Annotated in this window: 19 protein-coding genes; 1 reads left to right on the top strand and 18 read right to left on the bottom strand. The window is 62.1% G+C overall.

Annotated features, from left to right (window positions below; translation table 11 throughout):
• Positions 1-84: 84 nt before the first annotated feature.
• From AXF15_RS03685 to alr, 18 genes are all read right to left on the bottom strand, one after another.
• A complete protein-coding gene (locus AXF15_RS03685) occupies positions 85-1,065 on the bottom strand; it encodes a polyprenyl synthetase family protein (protein WP_066603462.1) in 981 nt (326 codons plus the stop codon).
• On the bottom strand, positions 1,062-1,853 hold the full coding sequence (locus AXF15_RS03680) for a 1,4-dihydroxy-6-naphthoate synthase (protein ID WP_066603460.1): 792 nt from the start codon (positions 1,851-1,853) through the stop codon (positions 1,062-1,064). The genes AXF15_RS03685 and AXF15_RS03680 overlap by 4 nt, the downstream gene beginning before the upstream one ends.
• A complete protein-coding gene (mqnB, locus tag AXF15_RS03675) occupies positions 1,850-2,530 on the bottom strand; it encodes a futalosine hydrolase (RefSeq protein WP_066603458.1) in 681 nt (226 codons plus the stop codon). Before mqnB ends, AXF15_RS03680 begins: the two co-directional genes overlap by 4 nt.
• A 133-nt stretch (positions 2,531-2,663) precedes the next feature.
• The gene (locus AXF15_RS03670) at positions 2,664-3,971 is read right to left on the bottom strand and encodes a nucleotide sugar dehydrogenase (protein ID WP_066603456.1); all 1,308 of its coding nucleotides are present in this window, start codon (positions 3,969-3,971) and stop codon (positions 2,664-2,666) included.
• On the bottom strand, positions 3,968-4,669 hold the full coding sequence (locus AXF15_RS03665) for a ubiquinone/menaquinone biosynthesis methyltransferase (protein ID WP_066603454.1): 702 nt from the start codon (positions 4,667-4,669) through the stop codon (positions 3,968-3,970). Before AXF15_RS03665 ends, AXF15_RS03670 begins: the two co-directional genes overlap by 4 nt.
• Entirely contained in the window at positions 4,656-4,832 is a 177-nt protein-coding gene (locus AXF15_RS14235) for a hypothetical protein (protein WP_169793588.1), read from the bottom strand. Before AXF15_RS14235 ends, AXF15_RS03665 begins: the two co-directional genes overlap by 14 nt.
• Positions 4,833-5,111: 279 nt before the next feature.
• Positions 5,112-6,824 (bottom strand): coiled-coil domain-containing protein, encoded by a 1,713-nt coding sequence (locus tag AXF15_RS03660; RefSeq protein WP_066603453.1) that lies wholly within the window; start codon positions 6,822-6,824, stop codon positions 5,112-5,114.
• A gap of 184 nt (positions 6,825-7,008) precedes the next feature.
• Positions 7,009-7,437 (bottom strand): cytochrome c3 family protein, encoded by a 429-nt coding sequence (locus AXF15_RS03655; protein WP_066603452.1) that lies wholly within the window; start codon positions 7,435-7,437, stop codon positions 7,009-7,011.
• Positions 7,438-7,533: 96 nt separating this feature from the next.
• Positions 7,534-8,799: a glutamate-1-semialdehyde 2,1-aminomutase gene (gene hemL / locus AXF15_RS03650; RefSeq protein ID WP_066603449.1), complete on the bottom strand. Its 1,266-nt coding sequence runs from the start codon at positions 8,797-8,799 to the stop codon at positions 7,534-7,536.
• Between the two features lie 11 nt (positions 8,800-8,810).
• Positions 8,811-9,281 (bottom strand): siroheme decarboxylase subunit beta, encoded by a 471-nt coding sequence (ahbB, locus tag AXF15_RS03645; RefSeq protein WP_211259005.1) that lies wholly within the window; start codon positions 9,279-9,281, stop codon positions 8,811-8,813.
• 111 nt (positions 9,282-9,392) lie between these two features.
• Entirely contained in the window at positions 9,393-10,139 is a 747-nt protein-coding gene (locus tag AXF15_RS03640) for a DUF4850 domain-containing protein (RefSeq protein ID WP_169793587.1), read from the bottom strand.
• A gap of 136 nt (positions 10,140-10,275) precedes the next feature.
• The gene (locus AXF15_RS03635) at positions 10,276-11,724 is read right to left on the bottom strand and encodes an aryl-sulfate sulfotransferase (protein WP_066603445.1); all 1,449 of its coding nucleotides are present in this window, start codon (positions 11,722-11,724) and stop codon (positions 10,276-10,278) included.
• A gap of 27 nt (positions 11,725-11,751) precedes the next feature.
• Positions 11,752-13,146 (bottom strand): SLC13 family permease, encoded by a 1,395-nt coding sequence (locus AXF15_RS03630; RefSeq protein ID WP_066603443.1) that lies wholly within the window; start codon positions 13,144-13,146, stop codon positions 11,752-11,754.
• A gap of 166 nt (positions 13,147-13,312) precedes the next feature.
• Positions 13,313-14,671, bottom strand: a complete 1,359-nt coding sequence (locus AXF15_RS03625; protein WP_066603442.1) for a sodium-dependent transporter — start codon at positions 14,669-14,671, stop codon at positions 13,313-13,315.
• Between the two features lie 158 nt (positions 14,672-14,829).
• Positions 14,830-16,122 carry an MFS transporter gene (locus AXF15_RS03620; RefSeq protein ID WP_083517843.1) on the bottom strand — a complete coding sequence of 431 codons (1,293 nt, stop codon included), beginning with the start codon at positions 16,120-16,122 and terminating at the stop codon, positions 14,830-14,832.
• A gap of 82 nt (positions 16,123-16,204) precedes the next feature.
• Positions 16,205-17,578: an MATE family efflux transporter gene (locus AXF15_RS03615; protein WP_169793586.1), complete on the bottom strand. Its 1,374-nt coding sequence runs from the start codon at positions 17,576-17,578 to the stop codon at positions 16,205-16,207.
• Positions 17,579-17,624: 46 nt separating this feature from the next.
• The gene (locus tag AXF15_RS03610; protein ID WP_066603436.1) at positions 17,625-18,443 is read right to left on the bottom strand and encodes a hypothetical protein; all 819 of its coding nucleotides are present in this window, start codon (positions 18,441-18,443) and stop codon (positions 17,625-17,627) included.
• Positions 18,444-18,511: 68 nt separating this feature from the next.
• On the bottom strand, positions 18,512-19,639 hold the full coding sequence (gene alr / locus AXF15_RS03605) for an alanine racemase (RefSeq protein ID WP_066608628.1): 1,128 nt from the start codon (positions 19,637-19,639) through the stop codon (positions 18,512-18,514).
• A 283-nt stretch (positions 19,640-19,922) separates the two neighbouring features.
• Here alr and AXF15_RS03595 point away from each other — a divergent pair, with 283 nt between their 5' ends.
• Positions 19,923-21,656 (top strand): 30S ribosomal protein S1, encoded by a 1,734-nt coding sequence (locus tag AXF15_RS03595; RefSeq protein ID WP_066603431.1) that lies wholly within the window; start codon positions 19,923-19,925, stop codon positions 21,654-21,656.
• The last annotated feature ends 23 nt before the right edge of the window (positions 21,657-21,679 follow it).

The following is a 21,679-nucleotide window of genomic DNA, read 5'->3' as shown; positions in this document are numbered from 1 at the left end:
TACTGGCTGGCCTGGAAACATCCGGCCGTCCGATGATTTGAGGGGCCGGAAAAATTTTTGCAAGACAGCCCCGGCGGAGAGCGGTCATTTTTCCCGGATCAGCACGAAATCAGCCATGGCCAGCAGGATGTCCTTTTCCGAAGACGCCGGAAAACCCTCCAGTGCCCGGCGGGCATGGTCCAGATACATTCCCGCTTCCTGTCTGGTTTTTTCGGCGAAGCCCCCGCCGGCCACATCGGCCACAATGGCGTCCTGACGGGTTCCGGGCAGATCGGCGCCGGACAGTTCCTCCACCAGAACCCCGCGCCGGGCTGCGGGCAGGGATTCCAGATAAAGCAGCAGAGGCAGAGTATATTTGCCCTCGCGCAAATCGCCGCCCAGAGGCTTGCCTGAAGTTTCCGCAGCGGATGTATAATCCAGGGCGTCGTCCACCAGCTGGAAGGCGATGCCCAGATTCAGTCCGAACAGGCGGGCCCGGCTGCGGGCCTCTTCGTCCCCGCCCGCAACGATAACACCGAACTCGCAGGCCGCCTGAATGAGATAGGCCGTCTTGCCGGTGATGATTTCGATATATTCTTGACGGGTGACGCCGGGATTGCGGAGCATGGCGATTTCCATGATCTCCCCGGCGGCCGTCCGCATGATGGCCCGGGAAATACAGGATGTCAGAGCCGGATTGCCGGAACAGGCCACGATTTCGTTGGCCAAGGCCAGCAGCGCGTCTCCGGCCAGGATGGTGGCGGGCACACCGAACAGGGTGTGCGCGGCGGGCCGCCCCCGGCGCAGTTCGGCGTTGTCCAGAATATCGTCGTGCATGAGGGTGGCCGAATGCAGAAACTCCAGGGCACAGGCCAGGGAGTGCGGGGCCTCCCCCTGAAAATTTGCGGCCCGGGCGAAAAGAATGGTCAGCATGGGCCTCAGGCGTTTGCCTCCGGCATTCATGACGTGCTCCGCCACAGGCCGGACCAGGGGCGGAAGCTCCCGGATGCTGGCCTGGATGGCGCGGTCAATGGCGGGAAGTTCGTTCAGAAAAGCGGTCTTAAGCTGTGCGATGCCATTGTTCATGGGCGGTTCCGAAAAGTTTGCAGCGTATCGAGAGCGGCCTTGCCGCTGGTGTCCATATCCAGGCTGAAATCGTTGACGTAAGCGGCAATATGTTGGTCCAGCGTGGCGGCGTCAAGCTCTCTGGCCAGGGCCGCCACCAGAGGCCTCACGGCCTGGGGATGTTCTCGGGCAAAGAGAATGGCGGACCGGATGCATTCTTCGACGGTCTCCCGCAATCCGGCTCCGAGAGCGCGACGGATCACGATGCATCCCAGCGGCAAGGGCAGGCCGTCCGTATGCTCGCGCCACCATGCGCCCAGATCCAGCAGCAGATCCAGCCCGTAACGGCCATACACCAGGGCCGTTTCGTGAATGAGCAGACCCGCGTCGGCCCGACCTGCGAGCACCGCGTCCACAATGCGGTCGAAAACCATGGGTATGGGTGTGAAGGGATGGGACAAAGCGGCCTTCAGCACCAGCATGGCCGTGGTATCCAGACCGGGCACGGCGATGGTCTGGGGCGTTCCCCGCCAGCCGGAACGGACCACCAGCTTGGGGCCGTGCTCCAGCCCGAAGGCCCCGCCGCAGGAGAGAATCCCGTGCGTGGCGCCAAGGCGCAGGGCCGTGGCCGCGCTGACCTTGGTCACATCCCAGGTGCCGGTCAGAGCCCCCTGGTTCAGTTCCTGAACGTCATGCCAGAAAAAACGGCTGTCCCGTCCGGCCGGATGCGGCGTAAAGCCCAGCGCCCAAGGGCCGAAAATAAAGGTGTCGTTGGGGCAGGGGGACACGGCCACGGACAGGACTTTCATGCGCCCTCCAGCATCATGGGCAAAACACTCCGGAGAGAGGCGAAGGCCTGCCGGAAATTCCACTTCTTTTTGTCCCGCTCTCCCGCAAGGTTGGAGACGGTGCGGATTTCCAGAAACGGAATCCCCCGCCGCCGCGCGGCAAGGGCCAGGGCGAACCCTTCCATGTTTTCCGTGGCCGCACCGTACCGCTCGCGCAGAAAATCCGCACGGCCGGGGCAGCCGCTCACCCCGGCCACGGTCAGACTCACGCCCTGGCTCCAGGCTTCCGGCAGGCGAAGGTTCATTTCTCCGGCGCAGAATACCGGATCAAGGCGCAGCTCGTTGGCCGCATCGAGTTCCATATCCGGAAACATCGGGTAATCGAGAGGTGTTGTTTCCACATCCGTGCGCACGCCGTACTCCGGCCAGACTTCTTTCCGGGCCACGCATATTCCGCCCAGAGGGAAGCGTTCCGGATCGAAACTGCCGCAGATGCCCGCATTGATCATGCCTGTAGCCTCCGGATGCCGGGCCAGCGCCTCTCCCGCGCTGATCCCCGCAGCGACAGGCCCCACGCCCGTGACGCAGGGGAGGATGCGGCAGCCGGCCACGCGTACAGCACCGTTTTCCACGGGCTTTTCCAGCCCGGCCAGCATCTCCCGGAGTTCCCGTTCCGTGGCGCAGGCGAGGATGATCATCGGCGGCCGGTTCCAGAATGGTTGCGGGTTTTGAAAACATCTTGCGGACACAGCCAGGCATTCCGCAAAAAAGACCGGTTCCGGACGCCAGAGCCTCTGAAACCGGTCCGAAGACGCATGCTTCCCTTCAGATTTACAGCCGCCAGTAGGTCAGCCCCGAGAGAGACGTCTTGTCCAGGCATCCTTTCACATCCATGACGATTCCGGCTTCAGGGCACCGGAACATGGCCTGCAGCGCGGCCGCATCCATGCGCGCGAATTCCGCGTGCGACACGGCCAGAATCAAGGCGTCCAGATCGCGCAGCGCCGTCAGGGGCTGCAGGATCACTCCGTATTCCTTCCTGGCCTCTTCCGGATCGGCCAGAGGGTCATGGACCAGCACCTCCACATGATAGTCATGGAGTTCGCGCAGAATATCCTCCACCTTGCTGTTGCGCAGATCCGGCACATCCTCCTTGAAGGTCAGCCCCAGCAGGCCGATACGCGCGCCTTTCACCTGGCATCCGGCGTTGATCATGGCCTTCACGGTCTTTTCCGCGATGAATTTGCCCATGCCGTCGTTGATGCGGCGGCCCGCCAGGATGACCTGGGGATGAAAGCCCATGGATTCGGCCTTGAAGGTCAGATAGTAGGGATCCACGCCGATGCAGTGTCCTCCCACCAGACCCGGCTTGAAGGGCAGAAAGTTCCATTTGGTGCCCGCAGCCTGGAGCACCTCCGTGGTGTCGATGTTCATGCGGTCGAAAATGAGGGCCAGTTCGTTCATGAGAGCGATGTTCAGGTCCCGCTGGGTGTTCTCGATGACCTTGGCCGCCTCGGCCACTTTGATGCTGGAAGCGCGGTGAATTCCCGCCGTGATGATGGTCCCGTAGAGCCGGGCCAGCAGATCCGCTGTGGGTTCGTCCTGCCCCGACACCACCTTGACGATGCGCTCCAGCGTATGCACCCGGTCGCCGGGATTGATCCGCTCCGGCGAATAACCCACGGTAAAATCCTTCCCGCAGGTCAGACCTGAGCGTTCTTCCAGGATGGGCACGCAGATTTCCTCGGTCAGGCCGGGATACACGGTGGATTCATAGACCACCACAGCCCCGGCGGACATGTGCGCGCCCACGGTGGAACTCGCGCCCACCACGGGGCGCAGGTCGGGCTTGCGGTTACCGTCGATGGGCGTGGGCACGGCCACCACAATGACCCCGGCCTGGGCCAGCTGAGCAGGATCGCTGGTATAGCTGACTTTCGCTTCCGCCAACGCGGCGGGCTCCACCTCGCGCGTGGAATCCTCGCCCCGGCGCAGCTCGGCGACGCGTCCTTCCGAAATGTCGAACCCGATGACCCGGAAATGCCGGCTCAAGGCCACGGCCAGAGGCAATCCCACATAACCGAGGCCGACCACGGCCACGGCGGATTTGCCCGAAACGATGTCTTCGAAACTGATCATAGTGTCCTCACAAAAGGTTTCTGTGCCACGTGAATGTACACAATGCCGGAACTCAAAGGCCGACAGCCTACCCGGTCGAAGCCGGCTTCCAGCAGTTCGCGGCACAGGGTTCCGGCGTCGGGGAAAGCGCGGATGGTATCCGCCAGATACTGATAGGCGCCCGGATCCCTGGAAAAAAAATGTCCGATGCGCGGCAGCACCGAACTCAGATAAAAATTATAGAGCCCTTTCCAGATTCTGGCCCGCCCCGTGCCGAATTCAAGGATGCACAGCCGGCCGCCCGGAACAAGCACACGCAGGATTTCCCGGTAGGCATCGGCCCTGGGCACGATGTTGCGGATGCCGAAGGCGATGGTCACGGCATCCACGCAGGTATCGGGCAGGGGCAAGGCGCGGCCGTCGGCCTGTACCGGCAGGGCGGCAGTCTTCCCCGCCCCGGCGCGGAGCATGGGCCGGGAAAAATCCATGGCCAGCACGCGGGCCTCAGGGCACTGGCGGAGAATCTCCCGGCTCACATCCTGAGTGCCCGCCGCCAGATCCAGAACGACGGGCGCAGAACGGCGGCATACATGGCGAACTAGCCGCCGCCGCCAGAACACATCCTGCCCGGCGCTCAAAAAATGGTTCAGGAAGTCGTACCAGCCCGCAATGCCGTCGAACAGAGCGGCCACGCGCCGGCCGTGATCACTCGGGTGCAACGCCGCTGTCCTCGGAACCGGAGCCGGTCACCGTCTTATAGACTTCGTCGTAAATGGGAGCGAAATGTTCGGAAAAATTGGCGGGGGAGATGCGACCCACTTCGATAAATTTGACAACGATTTCCTTGGTGACTTGCAGGGCCTGTTTTTGAGCCTGATCCATGAAAACCTCTGGTTGGGTCAAGAGCATTGCGTATCGACTGGTCCGCACAGATCCCGGGGCTTAAGACGCGACGCCCTGCAAGCGCAGCAGACAATTTCTATCGGCGGACGGCAATCTGAACGCGGCGGGATCATAAAAAACCGCCCGGGGGGATGGTATCGACCTGCCTTGGGGAAACCGGGCGGTAAAAAGGAAAGAAAAACCTGTGCAGCCCTCCCTTCTTTTTTCCGTCTCTAGCACAGGCCGCGCCCCGCGTCGAGCAGGAGGGTCACTGGCCGGTCAGGAATCCATGTCCCGCAGTAATCCCTGAATTTCTTCCCGGATGATCTTCGCCGCGGCCTCCGGAACCTGTTCCTGTACAAAAGTCTCCAAATCCGTCCTCAAGGCATTGAGCGATTCCGCTCTTACCCGGTCAGATTCGTCGAGGTTCCTGCGCAAAAGCTCCTCGCTTGCGCGCAATGTGGCGATTTCCGCATCCTTTGCGGCCAGCGCTTCCCGCAGGCTGCTCAGGGTATTCTCCTGCTGCTGGAGAGTCTCACGCAGCGCGGCCAGTTCCGCCCCGAGCTCCTGAATGGGCGCTGCATGCATGGGTGTGGCGGCCAGTCTGGCCTGAGATTCGTTCAGGGTCGCTACCCGGTCCTGCAGGGCGTCCACGGCCTGCTGCAGATCGTCGATATTGCCCGTCGAGACGGACACATACTCGTCCATTTCTCCAAAAAACTCCGCACGCAGGGCGGCAGTGAAGGGCAGCTCACCTGGATTTTCCGGCAATGCGGCCAGAATCTGTTCCGTCGTGATGCGGCCCGGCTCCACGGGCCGACCTTCAAGCAGTTCGAAACGGACCAACAGGGTGTCCAAAGCCTGACGCAGCTCTTCCAACTGCGGGGCGGATGACCCGGCCTGGATCTTCTCCTCGGCCAGACGGTCCGCTTCTCCCAGAATGTCCGCGCGCAGGGCGGCGGTAAAGGGCAGCTCACCCGGATTTTCCGGCAACGCAGCCAGAATCTGCTCCGCTTCCACGCGAGTGGGAGCCTCCGGGCGATTTTCAAGAACTTCCAGACGGGCCGAAAGCGCATCCAGCGCCCGGCGCAGTTCTTCCACCTGCGGGGCGACTGACCCGGCCTGAATTTTCTCCTCGGCCAGACGGCCCGCTTCCCCCAGAATGTCTGCGCGCAGGGCGGCGACAAAGGGCAGCTCACCCGGATTTTCCGGCAATGCAGCCAACACCTGGGCGGGGTCCAGAGCCGGGCCTTCGGCTCCGGCGGCCAGTCCCTCCAGTACATCCAGCCGGGCGCTGATGATCTCCAGGTCAGTGACGGTCACTTCCTTGGCGGTCGCGCTCTTTCCGGGGATCTGGCGTTCCGGAGCCGGAGGCGTCGCGCTTTCCGGATTTCCAGGAAGAGAATCGTCGGCCAGGGCCCCGGACAATGCGTCTCCAATGCCGGGATCAGGCAGCGAAAAATCCAGTTCGCCGGTGGAAAAATCGAAAGGATCCCGGGGAGCGTCATGAGGCGCTTCGGACGGTGCGTCGAACAAATCTGCCCCCAGCCCGGGAACTTCAAATGACGGCGAAACGTTCTCCCTTGCCGGAGCAGGGGCCGAAGGCGCCGGCCGGGCGGAGGGAGCGGGCATCTCGGGTATGTCCAGATGAATGTCTCCGAGGAGAACATCGAGACTGCTCGCTTCAGGCGAAGGAGGAGCCTGCAGCGAGGTCAGCATGTCATCCAGATAATCCAGGTCGGTATCGGATGCGGAGGGCATGGAAGACGACGGGTGGGAAAGACCGGAACGAGCGGTCCCCGGCCCGGCGGCCGGAGCACTCTCTTCCGCCAGCAGATCATCCAGCCCTCCGAAGTCAATACCATTCTCACCGGGAAAAGTATCGGACCGAAAATGAGCAGACCGCCCTTCTTCCACGATTTCCGTTTCCGAAAGATCGATAATATCGTCATCAATGAAAGAGTCGCCATCAATGTTGGGTCTGGTAGCCATATCGTAATCCTCTACTGAGACGTTGGAGACGTGAAGGGCACTTTTTTGCCTTCCGGTCAAAAAGCATTGGTTCCGGCTACATTATTCCGGATGGAAAAAAAAGCCCCTCACACGGTCCTCGTGGAGGGGCGAACCAGGAAACAACCTTTCGCTTGTGCTGTCGCGGAAAACGGAAATACGCGCGCTACTTCGTGTGACACTTGCCACAGGCGGTGGGGCCGGTGGGCTTCTTTTCCTTCTTCAGATTCTTGTGACAGTCGATACATTGCTTGTGGTAAGCGTTTTCCACCAGCTTGATGTCCTTGGCATTGGCCTTGTCCCGAAACTCCAGAGAGTCATGACAGCCGGAAGTCGTACACTTCTTGATGGCCCCCCCGTCCTTTTCCATGGTGTGATGACATTCGGCACACTCAACGGACGCATGTTTGGAATGCGGAAACGGCACCGCCTTCTGCAATTTTCCGGGCTTGCCGTCTTTCTCCTTGACCTTCATGCCCTCGGGCGCGGTGATGACATAATCGTCGCCGGGAGCATCAGCGGCGGACAGCATGGGGGCGGCGGCAAAAGACAGCAGCGCCGCGCAGGCCAAGCCTGTCAACAGTGATTTTTTCATCCTCTTCCTACCTCCGGAGAGAAAAGTTACAAAGAGCACAAGCCGAACTTTCATACAGCCCTTGTCAGTCTTCAGTCAAGAATGCCTGAGGATGCCTCAGAAGCGCGCCGCGCGGGCCGCATCCAGTGCACGCTCCAGATCCTGTTCCGAATGGACGAAGGAGGTAAAGGCGCATTCGAATCCGGATGGAGCGAGATATACGCCCCGCTCCCGCATCTGGCGGTAGAAGGATGCGAAAAGCCGGGCGTCCCCTTTTTGGGCCGAGGGAAAATCCGTCACCGGCATCTCCGTGAAGAAAATGGTGAACAGTGACGCGATCTGATTCCGCCATACGGGCAGGCCCTTGCCGCGCAGGATGTTCTCCAGTTCGAGGGAAAACACCTCCGTGCGCGCCGCAAGACCCGCGTAATCCTGCCCGGCCAGCAGCCTGAGGGTGGCAAGGCCAGCGGCCATGGCCAGCGGATTGCCCGAAAGAGTCCCGGCCTGATACACGGTACCGCTGGGCGCGATCTTTTCCATGATCTCCCGCCTGCCGCCGTAAGCGCCCACAGGCAATCCGCCGCCGATGATCTTGCCCAGACAGGTCAAGTCCGGCTCGATGCCGAAGGCGGCCTGCGCTCCGCCGAAACTGACCCGAAACCCGGTGATGACTTCATCGAAAATGAGCAGAGCGCCGTGTTCCCTGGTCAGAGCGCGCAGGCCTTCCAGAAATCCGGGCGCAGGCGGAACCAGGCCCATGTTCCCGGCCACGGGCTCGACAATGACGGCGGCCACATCCCCGCAGGTTTCGAAAATACGGCGGACCGCTTCCAGGTCGTTGTAGTGCGCCAGATGCGTATGCCGGACCACGTCTTCGGGAACTCCCGGAGTTCCCGGAATGGACTGCGTGGCCACTCCGGAGCCCGCGCTGGCCAGAAAGGAGTCGGCATGGCCGTGGTAGCCGCCGTGAAATTTGATCACGCCGTTTCGGCCGGTGTAGCCCCGGGCCAGACGCAGTGCGCTCATGGTCGCTTCGGTCCCGGAGTTGACCATGCGGACCATGTCGATGCCCGGCACGGCGTCCACCACGGCCTGGGCCAGCTCCACCTCCAGACGGCACGGCGCGCCGAAGCTGGTGCCTTTGGCGGCCGCGGCGGCAATGGCCGTGGCCACTTCCGGATGATTGTGCCCAAGCAGCATGGGACCCCAGGACATGACGAAATCGATCATTTCCCGGCCGTCCTCGGTGGTCAGCCTGCTACCTTGGGCCGAGGCGATGAACAGCGGCTCGCACTGCACGCTTTTGCACGCCCGCACCGGACTGTTCACACCGCCGGGAATGACTCGCGCCGCCTGCTGGAAAAGCTCCTGTGAAACGCTCATGGTCCGCTCCGTCAGAAATATTGCATGGATGTTTTCTTCAGTTCCTTGTGGCTGAAGAGGGTGTCGTACTGTGTCACGCCCGTCTGCCGGCACAATTCCTCCACCACGCGCATGCAGTCCTCGCGGCTTTTCCCGTGGATCATGGTGTAGACATTGTACGGCCAGTCCATGCAGTTGCGCCGCAGGTAGCAATGCGAGATCTCCGGCCGTTTGGCCATGATCCGCCCCACTTCATCGATATCGACGCCGTCCTCCACATACCAGGCCACCATGGCGTTGAAGCCGTAGCCCGCCTGCTGGTGGCGCAGCGTGGCCCCGAAGCGGCGGATCTGCCCGCCTTTTTTGAGCCGCTCCAGAAGATCCAGCACCTCTTCCTCGGTGCTGCCCACCTGAGCAGCGATATCCGCGAAGGGAGTGGCGCTGTCGGGCAGGGTGTCCTGAACGATACGCAGAATTCTGCGTTCTGTTTCGGTAAAATCCACGGAATTTCCCCGTAAAATCAGGTTGATCTGAAGCCCGGCTCTTACCCGTTCCGGTATCCGCTGACAACCGGCGGTCTCCGGCACGGCCGGACTGAAAAATGGCGACAGTGGCTACTTTTGGGGCGGCAACAGCCAGTTCAGAACCGGCGTGGCCAGATCCCCGTCCTGATCCGGCAGGCTCACGCTCCAGGTAAAAAAAGGATCGTCGCTGTCCCCATTGTAGAATGTAATGCCGTCGATATTTCTCCCGCCGAGCACGACGCGCCAGGCCCTGGTGTGAGGCCGGATATCGACGATGGAGTCCAGCGGCGGCTCGGAAGATGTATAAGCCATGCCGTATTCTTCTTCCACCTGAGCCCGGATATCCGGGAAATAGAGGCTGGCCTCCATCGCCGCGCAGCCCGCGCATGCCCCGGTGCTCTGAAAAGACAGAAAACCCGTCTCGCCTCTGGGCGGCGCGAATACGAAAACGGCGGACCCGTTCATTCCCGCCTGGGCGCGCATCAGCCTCCAGGTCGCGGGCGCAAGAAGCCAGCCCTCCCTGCCCCAGTAGCCGGTGTAATACGCGGCCAGGCGTGCGGCGAACTGCACCTTGACGGCGGCGTCAAGGCTCATGCGTTCCGGTTTCCGGCGGACCAGGCCGTCTTCTGCAGCGTCATCCACGGAAAGAACGAACGCAGGCACCGTCACTCCGTCCCGGAGAACCAGCTGGCCGATGGCCTCGGGCGCGGACAGGCCCGGCTCGGTCCAGGGTGTGAGGGTAAAACGGAAAACCCTGTCGTCCTCTTCTCCGCCGAAAACTCCGGCCGGAACCAAAAGAAGCACAAGCCACAACACAAAAAGTGAAACACACCGCATTCGTTTTTCTCCATTTTCCGCCGTCACCCGGCTTCCGGAAAATCCGCGCACAGCCGGAGAACCTTCCATCCGGAACGGGTCAGGGGCTGCCCTTGGCGGGTTGCGGGGTGAGACTCCGCAACACCGTCCCGCTTCTTCAATCCGTGGTGCCCACGCAGTGCCCGGCTCCGCCGTGGTAGCCCTTGGTTCCGGCCACGGTAACCGTGGACTGCGGCCCCAGAGGAGCGGCTCCGGGCATGCGGAAGGTGGATACATCCACGGTCTTGATGGGCGTCTCTTCCTGAGGACCGGCCTGGGGCGCCCAGTCGTAGGGCGCGCGGTAGGCCCGGTAGACCCAGTTCATGGGCAGAGCCACCTTGCCCTTGTAGGGGCAGAGGTATTCCCAGACCAGTTCGTGCTCGGCCGTGACCTCGAAGATGCGGCCGTCAGAACCCTCGCAGATGAGCGTGTTGCCGTTGGGCAGACGCTGGGCCGAGCTGATGAACGGCGAATAGAAACGCGAGGCGTCCAGCGGAACCAGGAATCCGGCCTCGCGCGGGGTGTACTGCCACACGATCTTGAGGGTCACGGGATCAATTTCCAGCACGCGGGAATAATCGCGCTGGGCGGTCTTCACACCCTTGGGAGCGCCGGGGTTGGGATTGCCGTACCCGGCCCATCCGCCGTTGTCGAAAACCAGGATGTTGCCCGCTCCCGGCAGTCCGGCCGGAATCATGTGCGCGTGGTGCTGGCCCACAATCCATCCCAGAGCTTTCAGTTCCGCGCTGGTGTCGTAGTCCGGGCCGATCTGCCACACGATCCTGCCGGTCTTCTTGTCGATGATGCAGATGATGTTGGTCTCGCGGCCGTCAACGATGATATTGTCCGGGTGGAAACGGCTGTCCCCGGCGTCGAACCATTTGTTGGGACCAAGGGCGGACATGGAGTTCATGTGCATCCAGTCGCCCACGCCGGGCGCTTCCTCGATCAGGGAGCCGCCCCGGAAATTGGGGTCGCGGCACATGGCATTAAGGGCCGCCTCGGTGAAGCCCATCTCTTCCACATGGTCGGAGCACAGCCACTCCCAGACGATCTCGCCATCCCAGTTCACCTCGTAGATCACGTCATCGAGGATGGGCTTGTCGCTGATGAAGGGGCATTTCACGTCCTTGTGGCTCAGGATGAGAGAATTGCCCGAGGCTGTTTTGGGTTCGAGCCCGGGCGCGTAGTAGCCCACGGGGCTGCCCTCGCGCTGGAAATCATGATGCTGGCGGGCCACCCAGCGCGGCTCGGAGCCGGGATCTTCCACGAATTCGGCCTGATCGAACTTCCAGACGATATTGCCGTCCCAGTCCACCTGGATCACGTCCAGCTGGTCCTGCAGGGCGTACTTGGGATCGCGGGTACCGGTGCTGCCCATGACGTGCCCGCCGGGGAAAAGCTTGTTGGGAAAGCCCTGCACATCCTTCCAGAGGCGGATTTCCGCCCCGTTCATGTTGATGAGCAGAGCACCCAGTTCCGGGGCGGAGAGAATGGTGAACCCGTTCCAGGCCTTGTCCGGATTGTAGACCGTGACACCCGTGGGATAAATGGTGGGATGACCCATGACGTTCCTCCGTTACATGTTTTATGGCTACATGAGTCCGAGAAAAGACCAGTACGGCACCTGTACGAGCAGAATTCCCGCGCCGGCGAAGACCATGCGCAGTCCCAGAGCCAGAAACATGTGCCGGGCCGTGGCGTAGCCGGTGGAAAAAATGTACATGTACAGGATGTATTCGTACGGGAAGATGTACTGATCAAGGCCGTACAGAAAGGCGTAGAGCATGGGCCTGGGGTTGATGTTCAGGGCCTGGGCTATTTCCACCATGGGCGCGCTCATGGAGGATACGGCGGCCAGGGGCGTGAGCACGAAATTGATGGTCAGGGAAGACAGATACGCCGTGAATACGCTCCAGGTGGGCGAAAGCTGCTCCATGAAAGGCACCAGCAGGCTGGCGATCCACTTGGCCGCGCCCAGATGCACGGCCACGGCTCCCATGCTCAGGCAGGCCACCACGAAGACGATGAACCCGACATTGAGATGCCTAGCGTTCTCGGCCCTGGCCAGACCCATCCAGGGCAGATAGCAGAGCATGCCCATGAAGGCGTACACATACGTGCCCGGCATGCCGTGCCATTTCTGGGTCAAGAGGCCGGTGATGGCCACGACCATCAGAATGAACAGCTTCCATTCCTGAACGGTCATGGGCCCCATCTCCTGAAGGCGCTGCCGCACCACTTCCTCCAGATGGTCCTCCTCCGGCACGTGCTCCCCGCGGGGAATGACGTATGTGCACATGAAGACGGAAAAAGCGCAGTACAGGGTGATGAAGGGCAGATTGGCCAGGGCGTATTCGCCCCAGGAAACCGGCCCGATGAGCGGTTCGGCCACGGACATGGCGATGAGCGCCATTTCCGTCCCGGTCAGGAACCCGTAGCCGGGGGATGTGGCGGCGCAGAATCCGGCCATGATCAGGGCCGAGGAAATACGGGACCGGGGCGGCAGATCGAGAGCCAGAGCCAGGCCGTGGGCGATGGCCACGAAAATGATCACCCGGCACATGATGTCCGGCAGAATGAAGGCCATGAACACGCCCGTGAGCATGAGCGCGATGACGGCCCGGCGGAAAGACGCGCCCACCAGCAGCATGAGCCGCAGAGCCATGCGCCGGGTCAGACCCGTTTCCTCCAGGGCGTCTCCCAGAACCAGAGCGGCCAGGCAGAGCCAGGGCAGAAAGGAACCCCAGGGCGCGAAAACCACCTGCGGGGTGGCCACGCCGCACAGCACGAACAAAAAGGTCATGGCCGCGGACGACGGCAGGGTGGGCAGAAGCTCCAGAGCCCAGACCGTCACGGCCCAGGTGGTGATGGCGAAGAAGAGAGGCAGCTTGGGATGGATGTCTGCGTCAACCAGACTGTAGACCAGAAGCGGCAGAAGCAGGCTGGCCGCCCACTTGACGCGGACCGTCGTGACAAGAGCGCTCATGTTCCCCTCCGTGGCGGCGATAGTGGAAACCGCAGATAACGCCACTATGGGGACGGAGTAAAGAGCATCGCGAAGGAACGGGCAAGCGATCCTCTTTCCGGTCCGGCTTCGATGGAAAAACCCGGGTCCGGGCCGGAAAGAGGGGCAGGCGGAAGGCCCGCCGGGATCAGATGACCTTGAGGCCGTGCAGCAGCACCAGAATGATGAGCAGCGGCGTGAGGTAGCGCAGCAGAAAGAAAATGGCCCGCACCTGATTCCGGTTGGTCAGGGCGCCGTGGTTGGTCAGTTGCTGTTCCGTCCGCTGCGGCCCGTACACCCAGCCCACAAACAGGCAAAGCAGAATGCCGCCCAGAGGCATGAGCGCGTTGGAGCTCAGGAAATCGAACAGATCGAAGCTGTTCAGGCCGCCGATGGTGAAATCCTTGAGCACGCCGAAGGACAATGTGGCCGGCACGCCGAGCAGACCGATGCCCACGGTGGCCATCAGGGAGGCGGCCTTGCGGTTTACGTGGAAGCGTTCGGACAGGATGGCCACCGGCACCTCCAGCAGGGACAGGATGGCCCCGAGGCTGGCGATGGCCGTCAGGATGAAGAAGATGGTCATGAACACCGTGCCGCCGGGCATGGATGTGAAGACCGCCGGTATGGTCATGAAGACCAGCGACGGCCCGGCCGCGGGCTCGAAGCCGAAGGCGAAAACCGAGGGGAAAATGGCCATGCCGGCCAGAAGGGACACAGTCAGGTCGGCCAGCATGACCCGCATGGCCGTGGCCGGGATGTTCTGGTCGGGACGGAAGTAGCTGCCGTAGGTGAGCATGGTGCCCATGCCGATGGACAGTTTGAAGAAGGCCAGACCCAGAGCGGTCAGGATGGCCGTGGGCGTGATCTTGGAAAGATCGGGACGGAACAGAAAAGCCAGGCCCTGCTCCGCTCCGGACAGAGTCAGGCTGCGCACGCACAGCACGACGAGCAGCAGGAACAGAAGCGGCATCAGACGCCGGGTGACGGCCTCGATCCCCTTGGACACGCCGAACATGATGATGCAGCAGGCCACGCCCAGCACCACCCACTGCCAGAACAGGGAAGTCATCGGATCGGACACCAGCTCTCCGAAAATGGCTTCGGCCGCTTTGGGATCGGTCGTGGCGATGCTCCCGGACATGGCCTTGAAAATGTAGGCATAGACCCACCCGGCCACGTCCGAATAAAAGGCCAGAATCAGAAATGCCGCCAGAAAGCCCATCCAGCCCACGGCTATCCAGCCTTTCTGATTCGGCGGCGCGAGACGATCAAAGGACGTCACTGCGTCGCCACGGGCTGCGCGGCCGATCATGGTTTCGGCGATCATTACCGGCAGGCCCACCAGCAGGGTAGCCAAAAGGTAGACGAGCAGAAAACCTGCGCCGCCGTTGGTGCCCGTCAGGGCCGGAAATTTCCAGATATTGCCCAGGCCCACGGCGGAGCCCAGAGTGGCCACCAGCACGCCGAAGGTACTGGTAAAGCCGTCTCGGGTATTTTGTGACATCGTATATGCTCCTGCAGGATGCGCGGATATTTTTCACCCGGGCCGGACATTGCCGCAGCCGACGTGGGGCGGCTTATTTATTTGAATCCTTCTGATCCGGCAATCTTTTTTGTGGAGTCCGGCCGGGCGGCCGTGCAAAGGGGAAAGATGGGGAAGACTCACCCTGCGGGCCGCATGCCTTCTCCCGGAACCTTGCCCAGGCCCAGGGTCAGGATGAAACAGCCCAGCAACATGGCGGCAAAGACCGCAAAAGCCGCATCGTAGCTGCCGGTAAGAGCATGGGAACAGCCCAGAATGAGATACCCCGCGGCTCTGAGCAGAACGAAGGTTCCGACCACGCGGTACACGCCGACGAAATATTCCCGCCCGAAATGAAAGGCCACCACGGCGGGCAGGGTGGTCCACACCCCGCCCACGCAGGTGCCGAAAGCAACGGCGAAGACCGCCACGGTAAACACGTTCTGCGGCAGAAGGACCAGACTCAGGGTCAGGGCGTTGCAGACCATCAGCACACGGGCCACGGTCACGGGATTGTAGCGGTCGCACAGCCAGCCCCAGAGGTATTTGCCCAGGCTGGCGCACAGAGCCGCGATGCACATGAAGGCCATGGCCGGATAGGAGGAGAAACCCGCGTCCACTAGGCCCGGCTTGAGCTGGCTCATGACCGCGCTTCCGGCCATCAGAGCGCAGCCGAAGGCCAGACCTGTCCGGTACACGGACGGAGTGCGCAGGAGCCGGCGGAGGGGCACGACCACGGTGGGCGGAGGAGCCAGAGACACCGCGCCGGGCAGGTTGTCCACGTGCAGGCCGAGCATTTCCGGGGTGTCCCGGACCATGACCCAGCAGACCGGAGCCATACACAGCACGGTGCAGCCGTATATGGCCCAGACCGTGCTCACGCCGGAATGCTCGATAAGCACCATCAGGACAAAGGGCAGAACCGCCCCGGACAGGGACGTGCCTATGTTGCAGACGCCGAAGGCCCGGCCCTGGTAGCGCTCGAACCACCTGCCCGCCAGAATGTTGGCGATGACCCCGCCGAAAGCCTGCGCACTGACCCAGGCAATGGAAAAAAACAGCGTGAACAGGCCAAGCGAACGCACCTGTCCCATGACGATGACACTCGTCCCGCCGATCAGCGCGCCGAGAGTCATCAGCAGGCGCAGGCTCATCCGCAGGCTCAGGGAGGAAAGCAGCGGCATGCTCAGCGCGCCGCACAGGGCGGCCACGGACATGGCCACGCCGATGTCGCCGCGCTCCCAGCCCCGGGCTGCCGCAAGAGGCTCCGTAAAGGCGTTCATCATGTAGATGAGGCCGCCATGAAGCAGAAAATTGCCGCCGGAGCCCAGCAGGCTCAGCTTCCATCCATGAAACATTTCCCGCACCCGCGATCTTTGTCCGCAACGGACGGGCACACCTCCGGCCCGCCGCCACGGCGAGGGAGGGAGCATCTTTCCTTCCGGCGCGTCAACACCTGCCGGAACAGAAGCCGCCCGACGTCCGCCCGGAAATTTTCCGGCCCGTGCCGCACGTCTATCCGGCGGCCTCCGGCGTGCGTTCCACTACCAGCATGTCCCGCCATTTTCCCTGCCGGTACCGCCACAGAGCCACCAGAGCCAGCACGATCAGAAACGCGCAGGCCACGCCCCAGAAGTAGTACAGTCCGAAACCGAGGACCGCTCCGGCCAGCAGGGGCAGGACCATGAACACCACGACCACCGCCAGCCTCGAGGTCATGACGAAAAAGGTGTCGCCCGCGCCTTTCAGGGCCCCGTAGATGATGAAACTCACGCCGTCGAAGAAGAGATAGACCACCACAATCATGAGCAGCACGCGTCCCATGCCAGCCACGGCCGCGAAGGTGGCCGGATCGGTGTCCCTGGGCTGAAAGAGCTCCAGAATGGGCTCCGGCGCGAACAGAAAAAGGGCCGACATGGCGGCCAGATAGCTGAAGGTGAGCATGAGACTGGCCCGGACGATGGACGGCACGTCGTCGGCCCGGCCCGCGCCCAGGGCCTGCCCGGCCAGGGTGCTTGTCCCCAGGGAAAAACCCACCAGCGGCATGAAAGCCAGAGAGTTGATGTTCAAAGCGATGTTGGTGGCGGCCAGTTCCAGAGTGCCGAGCCGTCCCACCGCGAAAACGAGTATGGTGAAGCCCAGGATATCCAGAAAGAATTCCATGCCGCTGGGCAGGCCGTAGCGGATGAGGCGCAGCCACAGGGCCGGACGAAAGGTGCAGTCCCGAAGTAGCCGGTAGCGGGCGTGTTCGCGGCTGCTCATGGCCCGGAACAGAATCGCCGCGATAATCAGCCAGCCACAGACAGTGGCCGCTCCGGCGCCGAAAATGCCCCATTCGGGAAAGGGGCCGACACCGTTGATCAGGCAGTAGTCCAGTGGGATGTTGCATACCATGCCGGCCAGATTGGCCACCATCACGGCCCTGGTCCGCCCCAGTCCGGTGAAAAAACCGGCCAGGACCGCTCCCAGCAGTTGCGCTCCGGCACCCAGGCAGAGCACCCGGAAATAGATGATTTCCTGCTCGCGCACGGCCTCGGCGTGCCCCGCCAGCAGGAAGATTTTTTCCGCACATCCGGCCAGAAGGGCCAGGATCACGGATCCCAGCAGGGCTACGTAAAGACCCTGCCAGACGATGCGTCCCACCAGTTCGCACCGGTTCTGCCCCACGTACTGGGCCACAAATACCGACACATATCCGGCCGTGCCGATAAAGATGGCCAGGGGCAGCAGGGCCATGATGCCTGCCGGCGTGGCCGCGGCAATGGCGTCCAGAGAATAGTGGGACAGAAACAGACGGTCGGTGAATTCCATGACTGTGGTGGCGCCCAGACTGGCCACCAGCGGTATGGAGACTTGCAGGATGCGGCGGTAAATGGAGCGGTCGGGCATGCGGAAGGGCATGCACAAAACGGAAGACGCTGGCAAGGAAGGGTTTTCAGGATGTGACAGGCTCTTCCGGCCTCAGACAGGCCGTTTCATCCAGCCCGCACAGGAGAAAGCCCAGAATCGGACGGCATTTTCCGACGCAGGGCGCGTAGAAGCAGCCGCTTTGGCGCGTTCCAGAACGGTTCCCCCGGCCCAGATAGAATTCCGCCAGCCCCAGAGGACACAGGCCCAGACAGGCCGCGTGATGCAGCAGTTTGGGGGCGCAGCACTCCCCCGTGCCGGTGGGCATGCCCCGGCCGATGAAAATTTCTTCCAGCGCCCGGCGTTGCCCCCGGAAATTGGCGGGCCGGTACAGGGTGAAAATACGTGCCATGAGTCCACGGGAAAGGCTCTTCCGCCGGGCCGAAAGCTCCGCCCTGGCGGGATCTCCGGCAGACAGGCTTTTCATGCCGCGCGTCAGCTCCTTGATGCGGGCCTCGTCATCGCGGACCACAGAGGCGAATTCTTCCGGATCGACGATGGGCGGCACCCAGCCCGGCACATTCCAAATGCCGTTATACTGGCCGGAAAAAGCCTTCAGCACGCCCCGGTTTCCGCACCGATCCCGGTAAACCAGCACGCCGAACATCTGCCCCCCGGCCGGACCGTCCAGACAGCCGAGATCGAGACGCGGCTCCCGGCCTTGCCCCAGGCCGACATTCCTATGCCGGACGAGTTCTCTCATGAGCAGCCCGGCGGCGGGAAGAGCCGGAGCGGCGGGGAGAAGATGTTCCCGGCCGCAGTCACGGCAAAATCCCCGGCAGTCCAGCTCTTCCGAATTCCCGGCCCCGGTTCCGCAGGAAAAATCATGCCGTGAGCCGTCACTCATGCGACACGATAATCCCCGCACTCGGCCGCCATGCCGGGTATTTCAAAGAGCCATCCACGCGCCGGAACTCAGCGGACATATTCCCGCGGATTTTTTCCGAGCAGACAGAAAACCTCGTAGGAAACGCTTCCCCACCAGTCGGCCATCTCATCGGCGGAAATATGTTCCGGTCCGCCGCCGCCCAGAAGGAAAACCCGGTCCCCGACCCGGGCCTCGGGGACATGGCTCAGATCCACCGCCGTCATCTGCATGCACACCCGGCCCAGAACGGGAACCCTGCGGCCGTGCAGAAGCATCCAGCCTTTCCCGGAAAGACCGCGGGGATAGTTGTCCGCATAGCCGGTACCCACTATCCCCACCCGCATATCCCCGGAAGCGACATAGGTGGCCCCGTAACTTACAGCCTGCCCGGCCCGCAGCGTCCGGACTTCCAGAAGCCGCGTGGAAACCTCCATGACCTGCCGGAATCCCCGGCCCTTCTCCTCCCAGTCCGTACCGTGAAAGGGGTTGCCCCCGTACAGGGAAATGCCCGGCCGCTGCCAGGCATAATGCAGCTCCGGGTGCGCCAGAACGGCCCCGGAGTTGGCCAGACTGCCCGGCGCGACAATGCCCCGCCCGGAGAGAATGCGCATGATCCGGTCGAACCGGCGGCCCTGTTCTCTGGTGTATTCGATCTGACCGGGAAGTTCGGCCGAAGACAGATGCGAACAGATAAGTCCCACGCGGATATGGCGAAGGCCGCGCAGAGTTTCGGCCAGCTGTTCCGCTTCTTCAGGGGCAAAGCCCAGCCGCCCCATGCCTGTCTCGAACTTGAGCGCCACTCTCGCCGCCGTACCACGCCGTTTCGCGGTTTCCTCCAGACGCAGCAGCTGTTCTTCATTCCCGGCCACGACGAGCAGATCCCGCTCACAGGCCACGCGATAGTCCGCCTCGTCAAGGGGGCCCAGAAGAGACAGGGCATCCGCCTCGGGAAGGTGTTCCTTCAGGAACACGCCTTCCCCCACCGTGCCGACGGCCATGGTCCGGGCTCCCGCGGCAAAAAGCGCCTGGGCGACCTCGGGCATGCCGTGCCCATAGGCATCCGATTTGATCACCGGCACCGGATTGGATGCCACATTCCTGATCAGCCGGAAATTATCCGCCAGCGCGCGCAGGTCGATGCGGGCCCGCACATGGGTCCAGATGTTCGCGTTCATGTCCATAAGCAAATGCTCCAGAATGAATATTCCGGCCGCCGGACATCCTCACAGGAGTCCGCTCGGAGCCGGGCTGCCGGTGGATTACCGAAAGCGGACCGGCAAGGTCAAAAACAAAAGACTGTCTCCCCGCCCGGCACGACCGGACAAGGCGGCCCCGGAATCGGGAGAACAGAACACAAAGACGCCCGCCCCGTCCTTTCCGGCGCGGATTATTCTGGTTGTCAGGGCAAAACCACTCTGCTAGGAGTGCCCAAATTTATTTCTTGTAGGGGGTAAACGCATGAACACCACTCAAACCACGCCGGAATCCATGGACGAATTGATGGACATGGACTTCGCGTCCCAGCTCGAAAACTATCTTGATTCCGATTTCGGCGACATCGAAGAAGGAGTTATCGTTTCGGGTGAAGTCGTCAAAATTGACGAAACCTACATCCTCGTGGACGTCAATTTCAAGTCCGAAGGCCAGATTCCGCTGGATGAATTCATGGAAAACGGCCAGGTGGCGGTCAAGGTCGGCGACACCGTTGATGTATACGTCGTGCGCAAGAACGAACGCGAAGGCTCCATTGTCCTGTCCCGGGACAAGGCCAAGCGCATGCAGGTGCTGGACGAACTGGAAAAGCTGCTGGAGTCCGGCGATGTGGTCACGGGCCGCATCGTGCGCCGCATCAAGGGCGGATATGTGGTGGAGATCAAGGGCATCGAGGCCTTCCTGCCCGGCTCCCACGTGGATCTGCGCCCGGTTCCGGACATGGACGCTCTGGTCAACCAGGATTTCGAATTCCGCGTGCTGAAAATCAACCGCCGCCGCAGCAACGTCATCGTGTCCCGCCGCGTGCTGCTCGAGGAAGACCGCGACCGCAAGCGCGGCGAGCTGCTGACCACCCTCGAAGAGGGCCAGACCGTGCCCGGCGTGGTCAAGAACATCACCGAATACGGTGTGTTCATCGACCTGGGCGGTCTGGACGGCCTTCTGCACATCACCGACATGTCCTGGAAGCGCATCAGGCATCCCAGGGAAATGGTGCATCTGGGCGATGAACTGCAGCTCAAGGTGCTTTCCTTCGACAAGGAGGAAAAGAAAGTTTCCCTCGGTCTGAAGCAGCTGGTGCCCGATCCGTGGACCAATATTTCCGAAAAATACCCCGAAGGCCTCAAACTGACCGGCAAGGTCACCAATCTGGTCGACTACGGCGCCTTCGTCGAGCTGGAGCCCGGCGTGGAAGGACTGGTGCATATTTCCGAAATGTCCTGGACCCGCAAGCTCCGCCATCCGTCCCAGATGGTCCGTGCCGGAGACGAAGTGGACGTGGTCATTCTGGGCGTGGATGTGGACCGCAAGCGCATCTCTCTGGGCATGAAGCAGGTCGCCCCCAACCCGTGGGATCTGGTGGCCGAGAAATACCCCGAGGGAACCATCCTGGAAGCGGGCGTGAAGAACATCACCGAATTCGGCCTGTTCATCGGCATCGAGGACGGCATCGACGGCCTGATCCATGTTTCCGACCTGTCCTGGACCAAAAAAATCCGTCATCCCAACGAACTCTACAAGGTTGGTGATGTGGTCCGGGCCAAGGTGCTGACCGTGGACAAGGACAACGAGAAATTCACACTGGGCATCAAGCAGCTCTCCGACGACCCGTGGCTGGATGTGCCGGGCCGCTATCCCGTGGGCACGCAGCTGACGGGAACCATCACCAACATCACGGACTTCGGCCTGTTCGTGGAAGTGGAGGAAGGTATCGAGGGGCTCATCCACGTCAGCGAAATGAGTAAGAAGAAGATCAAGACCCCCAAGGAAGCTTTCAACGAGGGCGACACCATCGAGGCCAAGGTCATTCATGTCAGCGCGGACGAGCGCAGACTGGGTCTGTCCCTCAAGTCCCAGGAACCCGAACGCAAGCGCGGAGCCTCCGAATTCCGGACCGGCCAGGGCGGAGTGGTCGGCACCAATCTGGGCGACATGTTCCGCCAGCAGATGGAAGAAAACGCCGAGGGCGAGGAAGAATAGCCCTTGGCCTGAGCGAAGAAATC

The organism is Desulfomicrobium orale DSM 12838 (assembly GCF_001553625.1).
GTDB lineage: Bacteria > Desulfobacterota > Desulfovibrionia > Desulfovibrionales > Desulfomicrobiaceae > Desulfomicrobium > Desulfomicrobium orale.
This window is presented reverse-complemented; position numbering and strand designations above follow the sequence as displayed.

Bases quoted from the DNA above. Each gene is read 5' to 3' on its own strand.
- AXF15_RS03595 (WP_066603431.1), top strand. From the start codon at position 19,923: ATGAACACCACTCAAACCACGCCGGAATCCATGGACGAATTGATGGAC.
- mqnB (WP_066603458.1), bottom strand. From the start codon at position 2,530: ATGATCATCCTCGCCTGCGCCACGGAACGGGAACTCCGGGAGATGCTG.
- AXF15_RS03620 (WP_083517843.1), bottom strand. From the start codon at position 16,122: ATGCTCCCTCCCTCGCCGTGGCGGCGGGCCGGAGGTGTGCCCGTCCGT.
- AXF15_RS03625 (WP_066603442.1), bottom strand. From the start codon at position 14,671: ATGTCACAAAATACCCGAGACGGCTTTACCAGTACCTTCGGCGTGCTG.
- AXF15_RS14235 (WP_169793588.1), bottom strand. From the start codon at position 4,832: ATGGATCAGGCTCAAAAACAGGCCCTGCAAGTCACCAAGGAAATCGTT.
- AXF15_RS03670 (WP_066603456.1), bottom strand. From the start codon at position 3,971: ATGATCAGTTTCGAAGACATCGTTTCGGGCAAATCCGCCGTGGCCGTG.
- AXF15_RS03615 (WP_169793586.1), bottom strand. From the start codon at position 17,578: ATGCCCGACCGCTCCATTTACCGCCGCATCCTGCAAGTCTCCATACCG.
- hemL (WP_066603449.1), bottom strand. From the start codon at position 8,799: ATGAGCGTTTCACAGGAGCTTTTCCAGCAGGCGGCGCGAGTCATTCCC.
- AXF15_RS03610 (WP_066603436.1), bottom strand. From the start codon at position 18,443: ATGAGTGACGGCTCACGGCATGATTTTTCCTGCGGAACCGGGGCCGGG.
- AXF15_RS03680 (WP_066603460.1), bottom strand. From the start codon at position 1,853: ATGAAAGTCCTGTCCGTGGCCGTGTCCCCCTGCCCCAACGACACCTTT.
- alr (WP_066608628.1), bottom strand. From the start codon at position 19,639: ATGAACGCGAACATCTGGACCCATGTGCGGGCCCGCATCGACCTGCGC.
- AXF15_RS03660 (WP_066603453.1), bottom strand. From the start codon at position 6,824: ATGGCTACCAGACCCAACATTGATGGCGACTCTTTCATTGATGACGAT.
- AXF15_RS03685 (WP_066603462.1), bottom strand. From the start codon at position 1,065: ATGAACAATGGCATCGCACAGCTTAAGACCGCTTTTCTGAACGAACTT.
- AXF15_RS03640 (WP_169793587.1), bottom strand. From the start codon at position 10,139: ATGCGGTGTGTTTCACTTTTTGTGTTGTGGCTTGTGCTTCTTTTGGTT.
- AXF15_RS03655 (WP_066603452.1), bottom strand. From the start codon at position 7,437: ATGAAAAAATCACTGTTGACAGGCTTGGCCTGCGCGGCGCTGCTGTCT.
- AXF15_RS03635 (WP_066603445.1), bottom strand. From the start codon at position 11,724: ATGGGTCATCCCACCATTTATCCCACGGGTGTCACGGTCTACAATCCG.
- AXF15_RS03630 (WP_066603443.1), bottom strand. From the start codon at position 13,146: ATGAGCGCTCTTGTCACGACGGTCCGCGTCAAGTGGGCGGCCAGCCTG.